This window comes from Fibrella aquatilis, from assembly GCF_017353255.1.
GTDB classification, from domain to species: Bacteria; Bacteroidota; Bacteroidia; order Cytophagales; family Spirosomataceae; genus Fibrella; species Fibrella aquatilis.
The window spans coordinates 77,500-92,624 of record NZ_JAFMYU010000010.1; the positions used below are offsets into that span (position 1 = coordinate 77,500).

The window sequence follows — 15,125 nt, forward strand, 5'->3', positions numbered from 1 at the left end:
CTTACTTGTGCATGTACTTATAAAGCCTCAGCGTGAGGATGTTATCGGGGCGTTTGCGGAAGTTGTTAACCATGCTGTCGATGGCCGCTTCGCCGAAAATGAGGAAGTTGTAGAGGCGATTGGTGCGCTTGGTACGAGCCTGTTCCATGGTCTGGCCAAAAGCCCACTTGGCGAAAACCGCCATGCCATAGGCATTGCCGTGTACATTCTGGAACACCCGCCGCTGGTTGCGCACGGCGTAGTACTGCTTCCAGGCACCGGGCCAGGGAATGCCGTTGCGGTCGAACGAGGGTGGATGGTAGAACACCGACGCCGGGACCGTTACGACGGGGAAACCGTTTTTGATGGTCCGGGTCATGTATTCCACTTCGTCACCCCAGATAAACAGCTTCACGTCGGGCGTACCCACGGTTTTCACCACGTCGGAGTGGATAAGCGTACCGTTGAAAAACGAGGCCACGCCGTAGATCAGGTCATACTGCGTCATGTCGCTCACGGTGCGGTAGCTGCGGTTGGGCCGGTCTACGTAGAACGCCAGTTCGCTATGGTCTTTGGCACTCACCGACATCGAATTTTTGATGCAGGGACCCAGATTCGGCGATTCGAGCAGGTTTTGTAGGGCATCGGGTGCCGCCACACAGTCGTCGTCCATACACCAGAGCCAGGTAGACCCGCCGTTGTAGGCCGTCTGAATGCCCGTGGCAAAACCACCCGCGCCACCCAGATTGGCCTGCGTCGTCACGGTGAGGTCGGGTTGCGTGGCCAGCCACTCGTCGGTGCCGTCGGTGCTGCCGTTATTGATGACATAGATCACGTCGAGCTTCCGGGTTTGCGCCCTCAGCGTGTCGATACAGATCTTTAAATCATTCAGGCGGTTGAACGTCACCACCACTGCTGCTACTGTTTCCATAACTTTATTGAGTTCAAGGTTTAATGTCTAAGGTTGGCTGACGCCTGCGTACTGCTGCGTCAGCCAACCTTAGACATTAAACCTTAAACCTTGAACTCCTTTTTCCCATCCTCGCCCGGCCAAAGTCAATGGCTTCGCGGATGGTTTCGCGTTGAATAAGTCGGATGCCTTTAAACCAGAGGTAGCCAAACATGGCCAGCATAATGTACAGTTCGGCCAGCACCCAGGCGTAGGCCGCACCAGTATAGCCGTAGCCCTTGATGAGCCATACGTTGAGCAATAACCCCACCACCGACCCGATGGCCGTGATGGCAAAAAAAGCTTTGTCCATGCGCAGGTTCAGCATGGTGTGCATACCCAGCAGGTTACTCGCCCCGATGATGATGGGCAGAAACGCCACGATCCTGAGCACCGGAATGGCATCGGCAAAGGCCGCGCCGTAGAACAGGTTTACGAAGTAGGGCGCAATGATCCAGAGGCCAATGGTGATCAGCATCATCAGCCCGATCAGAGGCAAAAATGCCGTTTGTACTAAACGGAGGCCGTTTTCGCGCCCTTTACCAAAGGCATTGGCCACAATCGGGAAAAACGCCTGGTTCAGGGCCAGCGCCACAAACGACCGGGCGATGCCTTCCAGCCGCGTGCCCGCCGAGAAGATCCCGACCTGGTAGGATGTGCTGAGCAGGCCCAGAAAAAACACCGTCGACGAAGCGTAGATCGTGATCATCACCGACGAGAAAAACAGGGTGCTGTCTTCTTTAAACCGGTTGATAAGCCGCGCCACCGATGGCCACGCAAACGTGATCTTAAACCGCTTAATGGCAATGCTCAGAGCTACCACGTTAATGGCTACCTGCGACACGCTCAGCGACAGGTTCTGGTAGATGTAGTCGTTGGCCTGACGGATAAACAAAAACACCGACGCCGTCACCAGCACTTTCACCACCAGGTTGAACACCGCCACCCGGCTAAGATCTTCCATGGCCTGATACACCCAGAATGGCGACAGCACCATAGCAATAGTGGTGATGTAGGTGCAGACGTGCAGCCAGGCGTGTTCCCTAAACTGCGGATTGAGGTAGGTAACAAACCCGAAAATCACCGACGACAGTATCCACAGCAACACCTTACCCGCCAGCACTTCACTAAAAATCTTATCGACAACAGCCTTATCGAAGCGATTGGCAGCAATGGCCCGCACCGCCGCCATCTCGAAACCGTAGTTGATTAGCAGCGTGAAGTAGGCGATGTAGGCCAGCGAAAAGTTGAGCAGCCCCAGTTTGTCAGGCCCGATAATGCGCACCACATAGGGTACTGTCAGGATGGGCAGGAGGAAATTAGCCACCTGCACACTGAACAGCGACGCTACGTTGACCGCAAACCGACGCAACGTCGGCTTAGAGAGCATAGGTTGCCCCGCCTGCGGCTCCTGGGGAGTCACTTCGGCGGGGGTGCCTGCTACTACGGGCCGGGTTTCCAGATCGGGGCTAGCACCTACCATGCGTTCTTATTTCCCTTGAAAACGGCCTTCACCGTCCACCAGCAGATGCGGGCATCGAGTGAAATAGACTGCTGGCGGATGTACATACGGTCGTAGCGAATGCGCAGCTTCATCTGGTGTGCCTCGCGGGTTTCGCCCCGCGCGCCCCGCGACTGGGCCAAACCGGTAATCCCAGGTTTCACTTTGTAACGGTCTTTGTAACCGGGCATCACGTGCCAGTACATGGCGTCGAGCGGCAGCGGGTGCGGACGCGGACCCACCACGCTCATGTGGCCAGCCAGCACGTTCAAAAATTGGGGCATCTCGTCGAGGTTGGTTTTCCGCAGAAACTTGCCGATGGGCGTTACGCGGGAGTCTACCTTTTCGGCCTGCTTGAATTCGGCACCGGGGTTATAGGTCATTGTACGGAACTTGAGGCAGGGAAACTGCCGTCCGTTACGCCCCGACCGCACCTGAACAAACAGGGCGGGACCTTTTGACGAAAGCCTGATCAGTAACGCCAGGATGGGAATCAGCCAGGAAAGAACCACCAGGGTGACCATACCGGCCACCATGAGGTCGAACCCGCGCTTAACCACACCCTGATAGAGCGGTTTACTGGACGTAACGCCACGTTCGAATCTGGCTCGAACCGGCTCGAGGCTGGTTGCGCTTAGCATAACGTGTGTTGAGAAGTTGATAGGTTAGAAAACAAGAGAAACATGCTACTAAGACAGCCAGTACTTTCTGGCTTTGCCCGACTTACCGTAGTAGGCGCTCTTGCTCGTGTTGTTGGTGTAGTACGACTCGTTGCCGCCTACCGCATTTAAAACAATGTTGAGTTTGTTAAACCGCTGCTCACGGTTGAGCGCGTTCACCATTTTAAGGTAATTCTTGGGGGTCACGTCGTGCCGAACCACAAATAACGTGGTGTCGGCGTAGGGCGCAACTACTTGAGCATCAGACACAAACCCAATGGGTGGTGTGTCGATAATGATGTATTCAAAGCGTTTCCGCAGGTCAGCAATTAGCTCACCCAGGCGGGGGCTGCTGAGCAGTTCGGCAGGGTTGTACTCGTCGCTGATGGTGCCGCTGCTGATGATCGAGTAGTTAGCCTGACCCGGCATCGGCATCAGCACCTCGTCTAGCGTGGCCTCGCCCGCCAGGTAGTTGCTCATGCCCACCGTGTTGTCTACCTGAAACGCCGTGTGCAGTTTCGAGAGCCGCAGGTCCATTTCCAGGATCACCGTGGGCCGGTCGACAAGCGCCAGCGAAGCACCCAAGTTGAGCGATACAAAGGTTTTACCCTCGCCGCTGATGCTCGACGTGACCAGCACCACCTGACTGTCGGCGCTGTTGCCCCGCAGGAATTGCAGGTTGGCCCGCAGCGTCCTGATCTGTTCGGCAATCATGGTGCGGCTCCGGCTCGTAATCACCAGGGGCTTGCGTTCGGAGTTGCGGCTGATCTCGCCCAGGATGGGTATCTGCGTGGTCTCTTCAATTTCGTTGCGGTTTTTTACGCGGGTGTTCATCAAATCACGCCCGGCAATGGCCCCCATCGGTACCAGAAACCCCAGCAGTCCGAAAAGCATATACATCATGGGCTTCACCGGTTTCACGGGTGTACCGCTGCTTTTGGCTTCGTCTACGGTGCGGGTGTCGGCAATGGCGGCGGCAAAGGCTACGGCGGTCTCTTCGCGTTTCTGCAACAGATACGTATACAGGTTGTTCTGGATAGCCTGCTGCCGCGAAATGTCCATCAGCGCCCGTTCCTGCTCAGGAATAGACCGGATGCGCCCTTCGATTTCGCTATTCTTAGCCGAATAACCTTGTTTCGACGACGTCAGCATCGATTTCATGGTCGACACCGTTTCGCTGATGTTGTTTTTCGTTTTCTTGATCTGGGCGTCCAGCGTTTGCAGCGCCGGGCTGCCTTCGCTCATCACACGAGCCGTTTCTTCGCGCTTGTTTTCCAGGTCCGACATTTTCGAAATCTGGTTCAGCAGCGTTGGGTCGTTTAGTCCCACCGTGGCGGGGGTACCACCCCGGTTTTCGGGTTGGCTGCTGATGTAGCGCTGCACGTCGTTGAGGGCCGCCAGTTGAATGTTTACTTCGTTCAGTTTAGCATCATTCTCTTTCGACGACAAAAGAAACGTCTGTGCCTGGGCGCTTAGGTCAGTGATGCCCCGGCTGGCTTTGTACGATTCCACCTTCCGTTCTACACCCGACAATTCACCGCCCACTGCGCTTAGTCGTTCCTGAATAAACTTAATGGTGTTGCGGGCCACCTTGTTTTTATCAACAATGGCGGCTTCGTTGTATTCTCGGATCACCCCGTTCAGGATGGCCTCACCTTTGGCAGGCACAGCATCTTCCAGCGTCAGCACCACTACTGATGACGTCTTGCTGGTGGGTTCGGCCTTCAGGCGGTCGGCATAACCCGCTGCCATATCGGCCACTTTCGATACCTGTACCGTTATCACCGGCGTTTGGGGCGATACCGTGTCTTTGGCGTTTACGCGCAACTGACCGTAGGGTGTTTCTACGAGTTGATTTGTGGGAAACGACTGTCCGTTGATGCTTACCGTTTTGGGGTCGGCAAACGTTAGGGTCAGGGGTTTTTCATACAGCGCGGGTGTACCTTTTTCCACCACTATGTTGACGGGCGATTCGGGACCGTACACTTCACGCTTGCCGTATTTGGTTTGCACGAAATATTGCTTGTCGAGGTGCAGCTTATCCACCACCCGCGTCATCAGCGTTTGTGATTTCAGGATCTCAATCTCATTCTCGACCACCTTTTTGGGCGATGTTACCTGTAGCTCGCGGAGCATGCTACCCTGGTCACTACCTTTCTTCTCATCCATGATGAGCAGGCTGGCTTGCGACCGGTAAGTAGGTTGCTTGTAGAGAAGGTATACGTAGGCACCAGCCAGCCCAAGGGCCACCGATAAGACGAACCAGGGCCATTGGCGCAGGTAGCGCATGAGTACGGGCCGCACACTGGGCGACTCGGCCTCTACGATCTGGTAGGACTGAGTGGGCTGATTTGAAGCAGGAAAAGAAACGTCGTTAGTCATAACGGCACGTGAGTATGAAGAGAAAAGTTACTACTGTTGAGTGTCGAACCAGGCAATACCCATTAATTCCATTTACTGGATGGGGTTAGCATTGTATACGCGAAAGTAACGATTACGGACGGGCTTACCCGCAATTTTTTGTATAAATCTAGGATGCGGCCAACCGTGAAAAGTACAAATGACCCCTCTCGCCTACAGTTAACCAAACAGCGCCCTAAATAGCTCAATGGTTTAAATAACTTAGCCTAAAACTGTTTTAATGGCCTTTTGAACATAAGTAGGCATCTTCAGAAGATGAATGAGAAACCAGCTGAAATCCTCAAAAATTACTATTCTATCTAGGTTGGGCCAAGAAATAATTTTTAGTAGTGCTAAAAGATAGACAATATGTGCAATTAGAGACCGTTTACCTTTTTTCAAAAAAAATTCATCCCTTCCTGGACCGTTATCAGACTACGCATTAGTATAGTACTATTTTTAAATGGTAACAGTCTATAGCCTGTCTAAGGCGTAGCACACAGATTGTCTGACTCCCGCAATTTGTTTTTATTAAGCGGTCAAGCTTATCAACCATGCCACACGTCGTAGGAGAAGCGCAGGATGGTAGCGGCAATAATGCAGAGAAAGAATACCCTTATAAATCCATTGCCCTGGAGCAGGGCCAGCCGCACCCCCACCACCGCGCCCAGCAAATTGGCCATCGCCATGGGCAGCGCCACCCCATAGAGTACGTTTCCGCTCGACGCAAACAGCAGCAGACTGGCCAGATTGGTAGCCACGTTTACCCATTTGGCATGAGCCGATGCCCGCAGGAAATCAAAGCCCAGCCAACCCACGAAACCCATGACCAGAAAGCTGCCCGTGCCCGGTCCGAAAAAGCCGTCGTAGAAACCCAGCACACTCCCCAGCACCAGCATCCGCGCCCGTAACTGCGCCGTTGTCAGTTCACGCGCCACCTCCTGCCCGAAGTTGCGGTTCAGCAGCGTATAGAGAAATACACAGATAAGAATCAGCAGCGCTAGGGGCTTCATAAACGCATTGGGCACCTGCGTGAGCGTATACGATCCTGCCGCTGATGCCAGAAACGCCGCCAGCGCCATAGGCCATAGCAACCGCCACTGCACCACCACCCGCCGCGTATACTGCACCGCGCCCGTAAGCGTACCGGCCAGGCTCGGAAACTTGCTCGTACCCAGCAGCGTCGGCAGGGGGTAATCGGGCAGATTAATCAGCAGCGCCGGAGTCTGCACCAGCCCACCGCCGCCCACGATAGAGTCGATGAAACCAGCCAGGAATGAACACGCACAGATGGTCAGCAGTGTAGAGATGTCGGGCATAGGTTTAGTGATGAGTGATGAACGATAAGTGATGAGTTTGCTTCCGCCAGCCAAACTACTCTGGCGGAAGCAAACTCATCACTTATCGTTCATCACTTATCGTTTATAAATTTCCCTCCGCAAAATAACAAACACCGCGCCCAGGCCTGCGGCGGCGGCGGTGCAGAGGCCAATGGTGGGGGCGGTTACGTACTGCTGCGCGTGGCCCGACACAAACGCGCCGATGATGTCCGACAGGTTAACGAAGGCCATATAGGTCGTGAACTGCGACCCCTCTACGTTGGGCCGACAGAGGGCCATAAGAATCGGGATGGCCACCACGCTCAGGCTGGGGTCGAGCATATTCCAGACCACCGCCACCGCCGACGCCACCCGGTGGTCGGACCAATATGGAGCAGCCAGGCTAAAGGCCAGCAGGATCAGAAAATTTGTGCCGATCACCCAGGGGAGCAGTCGTTTGGCCCCATAGCGGTCTGCTGCCCAGCCCCCCACCAGCAAAATCACCACCACGATCAGGATGCCGTAGCTGCCCGTCAGTTGCGAGAGTTCGGTGGGATCCCAATGGAGTTGCTGCACCAGGTGGATGTTGAAGGCCCGGATGAAGGCATTTTGGCAGGAGTACACAAGCAGAATGGGCAAAAACCAGCGCAGGCTTTCACGGGCAAACAGCCCTCGAAACAACTCCGTAAAAAGCCAGCGGATGCTGTGGTCGTGGGTTTCATTGTCTGTTATAACGTACTGACTACTAACAGGTAACAGCGTGTCGCCGGGCTGTTCGCGGATAAAAAAAGTGACGACGGTCAGCAGCAGCAAAAACGCCGACTGGGTAAGCACGGCGGTGTGGAAACCTTCGTTGCGGAGCACCACTGCCAGCCCTGCCGCGCCCAGGGCCGTGCCCGCCAGGAAACCGCCCCGCATGAAGGCGTTGATACGCCCGCGCTCGTGTTCGGGAATGGTGGAAATGGCCATGGCGTCTACGCTAGCATCCTGCACCGATGCCACCGTGCTATGAATCAGGAACGTAAGGCCCAGCAGGTATACGTTACCGGCCGGGTCGCTGATAGTGAGCATACCCAGCGAGGCCACCACCGCCATCAGTTGCGCCCCCAGCACCCACGGCCGCCGCCGACCCATGGAGCTGCTCTGGTGCTTGTCGATAAACGGTCCCCAGATAAACTGAAACGACCACGGCAGGCCCTGCATGGCAATAAACGTACCCACCCTGTCGGACGAAATACCCTCGGCGGCGATGTAGTTGGCCAGCGCTGTGGTGGCAAACCCCGCCGGTACGCCCTGCATGACGTAGAGGTAGAAAAACGTAATAAACCGCAACGGACGGTTTTGGCTCAGTACGGGCGAAAAACGCGGCGACCGAACCGGAGCGGCAGAAAGTGTCGGGTCCATGCAGGACTAAACTCACTCGCACCGCTAATGGCCCGCCCGCCAGATAAAATACCGTTACCTGAGCGTATTTTGCGCCCAAAACACGCTACGGGTAGATGAATTTCAATGCGCAGGTACTCATTATTCCAGGTTTAGGCAGTTCTGGCCCGCAGCACTGGCAGAGTTTATGGGAAGATCAATTTCCTGAATTTCAACGGGTTCATCAGCAAGATTGGATAACACCCGTGCGGCAGGACTGGGTAAATCATCTCGATCACGTGGTCATGGCCGAAGATGATCCGGGCAACGTAATACTAGTTGGTCATAGCCTGGCCTGCACCACCATTGCCTATTGGGCCAGGAAATACCAACGGCTCATAAAAGGTGCCCTACTGGTCGCCCCCAGCGATACTGAAGCATCCAGCTACCCGCCCGGCACCGAAGGCTTTGTGCCCATTCCCCTTATGCCATTGCCGTTTCCTTCTATCGTAGTGGCCAGTACCAACGATGAATACGTCACGCTGGAGCGCGCCACGCAGTTTGCCCGCGCCTGGGGTAGCGAACTGGTCAACATCGGTCCGGCTGGCCATATCAACGCCAGTTCAAACCTAGGCCGCTGGCCAGCCGGGCTAGTCCTACTGAAACGGCTGGATGTGTGATGAGGTGAAAGGGCGGAGAGGTGAGAGCAAAGAGCAGAGAGGTAAGAGGTGAGAGCTAAGAGGCAAGAAGTAAGAGCTTAGAGTTGCGCCGCTGTCGCTTGACTCTTACCTCTTGCCTCTTAGCTCTCACCTCTTACCTCTCCCCTCTTGCCTCTCCGCCCTTTCACTTCTTGCTCACAAACCGGTTGCCTTTAACATAGTACCGATAGGGCAGGTCAACGCCCTGCGTGATGCCGATGCGCGTGGTTGTCACTAGTTCGAAATCGACCAGCACGGGCGCGGTAATGTAGGTCGGCCCCGTTACCAGCGACGAAAAATTATCAGCTTGTCGGCTGATTCCGAGCGAGATAACCAGTTTACCCGGTCCGTTGCAGAGGTTGCGAAAGCCGTCGGTGGTGGTGGGGTCGATGGTATTTTGGCGGTAGCGTTCAAAGCCGGTTTTGAAGGCTTCGTTGCGGCGCAGGGTCATCAGCTCGGTGCCGGCGGTGGGTTCCAGGGCGCGGATGAGCACGGCCTCGCCCACGTCTTCAGGACCCGTCACGACATTGATGCAGTTGTAGTGGTTGTAGATCTGGTAGACGTAGAGCGTGCCTGCGGGGCCGAACATAGCGGCGTTGCGGGTGGTGGCGCGGCGGTAGGCATGGCAGGCAGGGTCGCCGGTGATGTAGCCTTCGGTTTCCACAATGATGCCCGCCGCCCGACCCTCCGGCGTTTCGTGAACCAGTTCGCAGCCTAGCAGCAGTTGCGCCAGGGTGAGGGTATCATGCTTTTCGTAGAAATCGAGAGGTAATTTGTGCATATTGCCTAGCAGGCTACAACGGTTATCGTTCACCGCGAATCCTGGCCTGGTATATCAACCCTGCTTTGGTGCACTTGTTATGAAAAACGCCCTGCTCTTACTCATCACCATCTGGCTTCTAGCCCCATTGGAAGCGTGCCGGGATGGTATATATGCCTGTATGGCTCCACCCCCAATGCTCACGTTCCAGCCGGTCAGAAAAGATGGCACTAACCTGATTACATCGGCTAATGCCAGCACAGTTATCGTACGATTTTATAACCGGAATGACCCACGAACATTAACCGATGCGAGGGCTTATCCCAACGCCTTTACCAGCTACAACATCGTCAGCAATGCCAACGCCATTGGCGATACTACGCGGTTCTTTCTGTCTGTCGACGATAAACCGCTGGGCTACATTCAACTAAAAACTCAGAAGGGAACCGAGCCTTGCAACCCCTGGGAGTATGCCAGCGAAGTACGGTTTAACGGCAATGTGGTCAGCCTGAATACCACTACGTATACCTACCAGTTGATAATGCCCTGATCTAACCAAGCAATCGCTTTATGCTCAACACCCTGTTTATCAGTATTTTGGCAACCACATTAGCCGCTGGTTCAGCCACTCCGAAACCCAAACCCGATTTTGTAAATAAACCCGCCCTGCTGGTGGTGGAGGTATGCGGCCGGGGGTGCTACCAATACGTGCTGAAACTGCCCAAACCAGCCAAAAATGACCTGTTATACCCCACGAATCTCTCCGACGAGATGCAGAAACAGGCGCTGGATTTCGGCATGAACAACCCAGCGGGTTTGCCCGTGGTGTTTAGCGGCAAGCTGATGAAGCAGAAAACGCAGATCAAAAAACCCGGTGCCACCGACATTCCCGAAGCCCACTACCAGGCCCAAAACGTGCAACTCACAGCCATAAAAGAGAAGTGATGTACGTACATGCAATGTTTCACCCCAGATAGCTACCGATACTGACCATATCGGCAAAGACACCAGAGGCGGTTACTTCGGCACCGGCACCGGGGCCTTTAATCACTAGCGGGCGCTCTTTGTAGCGTTCGGTGGTAAACGAAATGATGTTATCGGCCCCGGTAAGCTGGTAGAACGGGTGCTCCGGCCCCACGCCGCGCAGGCCAATAACAGCTTTGCCGTGTTCAAACGTGGCAATCATCCGCAGCTTTTCGCCCCGTGCATCGGCAGCGGCAAGGAGGTGCTCGAAATAGTCATTCTCGGCTTTCAGCGACTGAAAAAACGTGTCGATGGTGGGGGCGTCGAGGCAGGCGGGGGGCAGGATTTTTTCGATAGAAACGTCGTCCGGTTCTAGTGCAAAACCGGCTTCACGGGCCAAAATCAGTATTTTCCGGGCCACGTCCTGCCCGCTGAGGTCGTCGCGCGGGTCGGGTTCGGTATAGCCTTTTTCCTTTGCCTCCCGCACCACGTCGACAAACGGCGTACCTGGTTTGAAGGTGTTGAAAATAAACGACAGCGTGCCCGACAGGATGGCTTCGATCTTCAGAAACCGGTCGCCGGAGGTGAGCAGGCCTTGCAGCGTGTTGATGATAGGCAGACCCGCGCCCACGTTGGTTTCGTAGAGGAACTTCACACCCCGGTTTAGGGCGGTGCGTTGCAGGCGGCGGTACTCAGCGTAGGAGCCGGAGTTGGCCACTTTGTTGGGCGTCACTACTGAAATATTAGCATCGAGCAGGGCCTCGTAATGTTGCACAATGTCCTTGTCGGACGTGCAGTCGATGAAGACCGAGTTGGGCAGGTTGTAGGACTTTATTTTCTCGACAAAGGCGGGCAGAGAGGTGGTTACGCCCTCCGTTTTGCGGCGCGTTTCCCAATCGGTCAGATCGAGGCCTTTGGGGTCGAGCACCATCTTTTTGGTGTTGGCCAACCCCACCACGCACACCTTCAGCAGCTTCTCCTGCCGCAGGAATTCCGACTGCGCATGAATCTGCCGCAGCAGGGCCTGCCCAATAAGGCCCGTGCCCACCATAAATACGTTCAGCACCCGCGCTTCCGACTGGAAAAACACGTTGTGCAGCGCGTTGAGGGCCTTCGAGAGATTATTCTTGGTAATCACCACCGAGATGTTGATCTCCGACGACCCCTGCGCCACGGCCACGATATTGACCCCGTTTTTGCCCAGCACCGAAAACAATTTCCCCGCAATACCGCTCGATTTCCGCATGCCTTCGCCCACGGTAGCAATGATGCTCAGGTCGCGCTCGATGCTGATGTTGTCGATATGGCCATTAGCAATGTCGGCGGCAAATTCGTCGTCGAGGATGGTCTTCACGCGGTCGGCACCTTTGGGGTCGATGGCGAAGCAGATGGAGTGTTCCGACGAGGCCTGCGAGATAAGGATGACGCTGATTTTGTGCTGAGCCAGAATGCCAAACAGCTTGGCCGACACCCCCGCCACGCCAATCATACCCGACCCCTGCACGTTGACCAGCGCTACGTCGTCGATGCTCGAAATACCCGTGATGGTATATTGTCGGCGGTCGGCGGTGCGGCTCACAAGGGTGCCCGCGTGGTCGGAATTGAAGGTATTGAGTACCCGGATGGGGATGTTGCGGGCAAAGGCGGGTTGCAGACTGGGCGGGTAGATGACTTTGGCCCCGAAATGGCTCAGTTCCATCGCCTCGGCGTAGGTGATGGTGGGGATGTTGAAGGCGTTGGGCACCTTGCGCGGGTCGGCGGTCATCATGCCATCAACGTCGGTCCAGATGTCGATGATGTCGGCGTTGAGGGCCGCGCCCAGGATGCTGGCCGTGTAGTCGGACCCACCCCGTCCTAGGGTAGTGGTCTCCCCTTTTTCAGTCGCGCCGATGAAGCCCGTCACAAACGGCACCGGCGCCGACGAGCCGCTATGTTGATTGAAGTAGCTCTGTATAAGCGGATTAGTAGCCGTGTAATTGACTTCGGCATGGCCAAACTGGGCGTCGGTTTTGACCAGTTCGCGGGCATCGCAGAACGTGGCGGGCAGGCCGCTGGCCTTCACGCATTCGGCCACGACGAGGTTAGACAGCCGTTCGCCGAAACTCATGATAAGGTCCATGGTGCGGGGGGTCAGTTCCCGAATGAGCGATACGCCCCGCAGCAGATCTTCGAGTTCGTTGACCGTGCCGCGGATGGTGGCCACCACCTTGCCCTGCTCTTTAATGGGCACCAGGGATTTGACGACGTTGAAATGGCGGTCTTCAATGCGCCGCACCAAGTCCATATAGTCGGTCTGGCCGTCGGTAGCCATCCGCCCAATTTCAATCAGCTGGTTGGTGACACCGCTCATGGCCGAGAGGACCACGGCGATGGGCGTTTCTTGCTGGCGGTGGGCCGTGACGATGCGGATTACCTGCCGGATGCTCTCGACCGAGCCAACCGACGTACCGCCAAATTTGAGGATGTGCATGAGATTCAGAAAATGGCCCGGAAATGTTGCTGACGCGAGGGAGACGCAAGATGTTGCGTCTCTACGTGAGACCGTGAATTTGTAGAGACGCAACATCTTGCGTCTCCCTCGCGTCAGCAATACACACGTGTCAGCAACATTTCCGAATTAACCTTCCTCGCAAATATAGGGCCGAGACCTTTCTAGGCGGGGTAGGCAAAGGAGCGAAGGTGCAAAAATGGCATCATTTTAATATGAAAATCGTTTTATGGGTAACTGATTTTTCTTATATTTTACTTTGGAATACCGAAGAAAATTATTCATTAAACTTTAAATCCTTATTCATCAATGTCATAATTGTCCTTTTCTCAAATTTTTGGCTTTAAACCTATCCGTCAAGCATTACAAATTGACAGTATGGATGAAGCACTAAGAAATGGACTATGGAATTGTTACTATGAAAAAATATCCAATCGACGACATGTTAATTATGTCAGCAATCAAAATTATATTAGATTTTCGAAACAAGCTTGGATTGATTTTTTCAAACAAAGAACAGATGAATTCCAAATAGATCAATACGATGCTTTCATTAAAAACTGGTTTCAAAAACGAGCTTTTTGGAATGAGTTATATGAGTTTATAGAGTTTTGTGTTAGAAAAAATCAGCTAATTGAAATCGATTTTACAATAAAATGTAATAATACTTTAGAGAGAGAAATGTCAGCTTATCGTTTTGCAGATGGACTACTTACACGTATCACCAGTGAAGTAGAAATCGAGGCAATCGACCAAGCTACTCAAAGCTCATTAGATCGCTGGAAACCAGTTACAGAGCATGTAAGGGCGGCTTTAACGCTATTCTCTGATCGTCAGAATCCTGACTATCGTAACTCAGTAAAAGAATCGATTTCTGCGGTTGAAGCAGCTTGTAAGCTAATCGCTGCTACTGATAAGGCGACTCTTTCCAGTGCTCTAAGTACCGTTGAGAAAAAAGGCCTTGTGCATAAAGACTTGAAAGAAGGGTTTAAAAATTTATATGGCTACACGAGTGATGCAGACGGAATACGTCATGCGCTCACTGAAAATGATCGTCCTGTAACGTTTGATGAAGCCAAATTTATGCTGGTAACCTGCTCTGCATTTACCAATTACTTACAAGCACATCTGCCTCAACTTTAACCGTTCGTGAGCCACGGGTTATGCGTCGTTTGTCGAGTTCGGCTAAGGTTTCCTGATATTCAGGAGAAGAGAACTGTTCCTGGGTTCGTTACTCAAGCTCCTTCTTCCTATTTTCCAGGCAACGATCATACTATCGATGTTAGCTTGGCGCTCTTCGGGGGTGAGGCTAGCCTTTTTTTCTTCGTTCATAGTGGCATGATTTAATAGCTAGTGCTACTACAATTTTAGGTAGAAAGTAGTTTGTCAATACCCCTGCAAGACATCCGACTCGAAAATGTGTTTGCCGGTGAGGCCCTGTTGGCTCGTTTGCAACATGGCGTTGGCTACCTGACTGGCATTGATAGCCCTGTACCTGGCGGGAATCAGGGGGGCAAACAGGCGCATGACCCCACTGCTGATGCGTTCGCCCAGGCGGTTTTCGGCGCGGTTGCCCAGCAGCAGCGACGGACGGAAAACGAGTAGTGTGGGGTAGTTCAGGGCGGTCAGGTCGCGCTCGATCTCGCCTTTCACCTGGTTGTAGAAAATCGACGAGGTAGCGTCGGCACCCATGGCGGTCACGATGGCAAACTGGGTGGCCCCGTTGGCTAGTCCCAGCCGGGCTATGTCGAGCGGGTACTGATAGTCTACTTTGCGGAACGCATCTTTCGACCCAGCTTTTTTGATGGTCGTACCCAGGCAGCAGAAGATCGTGTCGGCTTGCAGAAGCAGGCTGTTTGGATGGTCGAAGTCGAAGCCGATTTCCTGCAAACGCGGGTGCTGCCAGGTCAACGCCTTTCTGGTCAGTACCTTGACCCGGTCAAAGGCCGCCGACTCGACCAGCTGATGAGCCAGCAAGTCACCGATGAGACCGGTGGCTCCGGCAATTAGTGCCGTTTTTAGGGGTGATGTCGTCATCTGGGTACGT

13 protein-coding genes are annotated in these 15,125 nt (G+C 54.2%); 4 read left to right on the top strand and 9 right to left on the bottom strand.

From position 1 onward, the window contains the following. Window position 1: 1 nt before the first annotated feature. From J2I48_RS13810 to J2I48_RS13835, 6 genes are all read right to left on the bottom strand, one after another. Window positions 2-910: a glycosyltransferase gene (locus tag J2I48_RS13810; RefSeq protein WP_207336053.1), complete on the bottom strand. Its 909-nt coding sequence runs from the start codon at window positions 908-910 to the stop codon at window positions 2-4. Window positions 911-986: 76 nt separating this feature from the next. Further along, complete coding sequence (locus J2I48_RS13815) at window positions 987-2,411, bottom strand: flippase (protein ID WP_229376242.1); 1,425 nt, start codon at window positions 2,409-2,411, stop codon at window positions 987-989. Beyond that, window positions 2,405-3,070 carry a sugar transferase gene (locus J2I48_RS13820; protein WP_207336054.1) on the bottom strand — a complete coding sequence of 222 codons (666 nt, stop codon included), beginning with the start codon at window positions 3,068-3,070 and terminating at the stop codon, window positions 2,405-2,407. The genes J2I48_RS13815 and J2I48_RS13820 overlap by 7 nt, the downstream gene beginning before the upstream one ends. A 48-nt stretch (window positions 3,071-3,118) precedes the next feature. Continuing rightward, window positions 3,119-5,470, bottom strand: a complete 2,352-nt coding sequence (locus J2I48_RS13825) for a GumC family protein (protein WP_207336055.1) — start codon at window positions 5,468-5,470, stop codon at window positions 3,119-3,121. 566 nt (window positions 5,471-6,036) lie between these two features. After that, window positions 6,037-6,807, bottom strand: coding sequence for a sulfite exporter TauE/SafE family protein (locus tag J2I48_RS13830; RefSeq protein ID WP_207336056.1), 771 nt, complete (start codon window positions 6,805-6,807; stop codon window positions 6,037-6,039). A gap of 96 nt (window positions 6,808-6,903) precedes the next feature. Beyond that, window positions 6,904-8,211, bottom strand: coding sequence for an MFS transporter (locus J2I48_RS13835; RefSeq protein WP_207336057.1), 1,308 nt, complete (start codon window positions 8,209-8,211; stop codon window positions 6,904-6,906). Between the two features lie 95 nt (window positions 8,212-8,306). Here J2I48_RS13835 and J2I48_RS13840 point away from each other — a divergent pair, with 95 nt between their 5' ends. Further along, window positions 8,307-8,849 carry an RBBP9/YdeN family alpha/beta hydrolase gene (locus tag J2I48_RS13840; protein ID WP_207336058.1) on the top strand — a complete coding sequence of 181 codons (543 nt, stop codon included), beginning with the start codon at window positions 8,307-8,309 and terminating at the stop codon, window positions 8,847-8,849. Window positions 8,850-9,012: 163 nt separating this feature from the next. Here the strand turns inward: J2I48_RS13840 and J2I48_RS13845 are convergent, their stop codons facing one another. Beyond that, window positions 9,013-9,648 (bottom strand): DNA-3-methyladenine glycosylase, encoded by a 636-nt coding sequence (locus J2I48_RS13845; protein ID WP_207336059.1) that lies wholly within the window; start codon window positions 9,646-9,648, stop codon window positions 9,013-9,015. A gap of 79 nt (window positions 9,649-9,727) precedes the next feature. Between J2I48_RS13845 and J2I48_RS13850 the strand changes: the two genes are divergently transcribed. Together J2I48_RS13850 and J2I48_RS13855 are read left to right on the top strand one after the other, a co-directional pair. Then, window positions 9,728-10,177 carry a hypothetical protein gene (locus J2I48_RS13850; protein WP_207336060.1) on the top strand — a complete coding sequence of 150 codons (450 nt, stop codon included), beginning with the start codon at window positions 9,728-9,730 and terminating at the stop codon, window positions 10,175-10,177. A 20-nt stretch (window positions 10,178-10,197) separates the two neighbouring features. After that, window positions 10,198-10,572 carry a hypothetical protein gene (locus tag J2I48_RS13855; RefSeq protein WP_207336061.1) on the top strand — a complete coding sequence of 125 codons (375 nt, stop codon included), beginning with the start codon at window positions 10,198-10,200 and terminating at the stop codon, window positions 10,570-10,572. 19 nt (window positions 10,573-10,591) lie between these two features. On the opposite strand, the gene thrA is transcribed toward J2I48_RS13855, so the two are convergent. Further along, window positions 10,592-13,060 (bottom strand): bifunctional aspartate kinase/homoserine dehydrogenase I, encoded by a 2,469-nt coding sequence (gene thrA, locus J2I48_RS13860; protein ID WP_207336062.1) that lies wholly within the window; start codon window positions 13,058-13,060, stop codon window positions 10,592-10,594. 336 nt (window positions 13,061-13,396) lie between these two features. On the opposite strand from thrA, the gene J2I48_RS13865 reads away from it, so the two are divergent. After that, window positions 13,397-14,221: an AbiJ-NTD4 domain-containing protein gene (locus J2I48_RS13865; protein ID WP_207336063.1), complete on the top strand. Its 825-nt coding sequence runs from the start codon at window positions 13,397-13,399 to the stop codon at window positions 14,219-14,221. Window positions 14,222-14,464: 243 nt separating this feature from the next. On the opposite strand, the gene J2I48_RS13870 is transcribed toward J2I48_RS13865, so the two are convergent. Next, window positions 14,465-15,115 (bottom strand): oxidoreductase, encoded by a 651-nt coding sequence (locus J2I48_RS13870; RefSeq protein ID WP_207336064.1) that lies wholly within the window; start codon window positions 15,113-15,115, stop codon window positions 14,465-14,467. Between the last annotated feature and the right edge of the window lie 10 nt (window positions 15,116-15,125).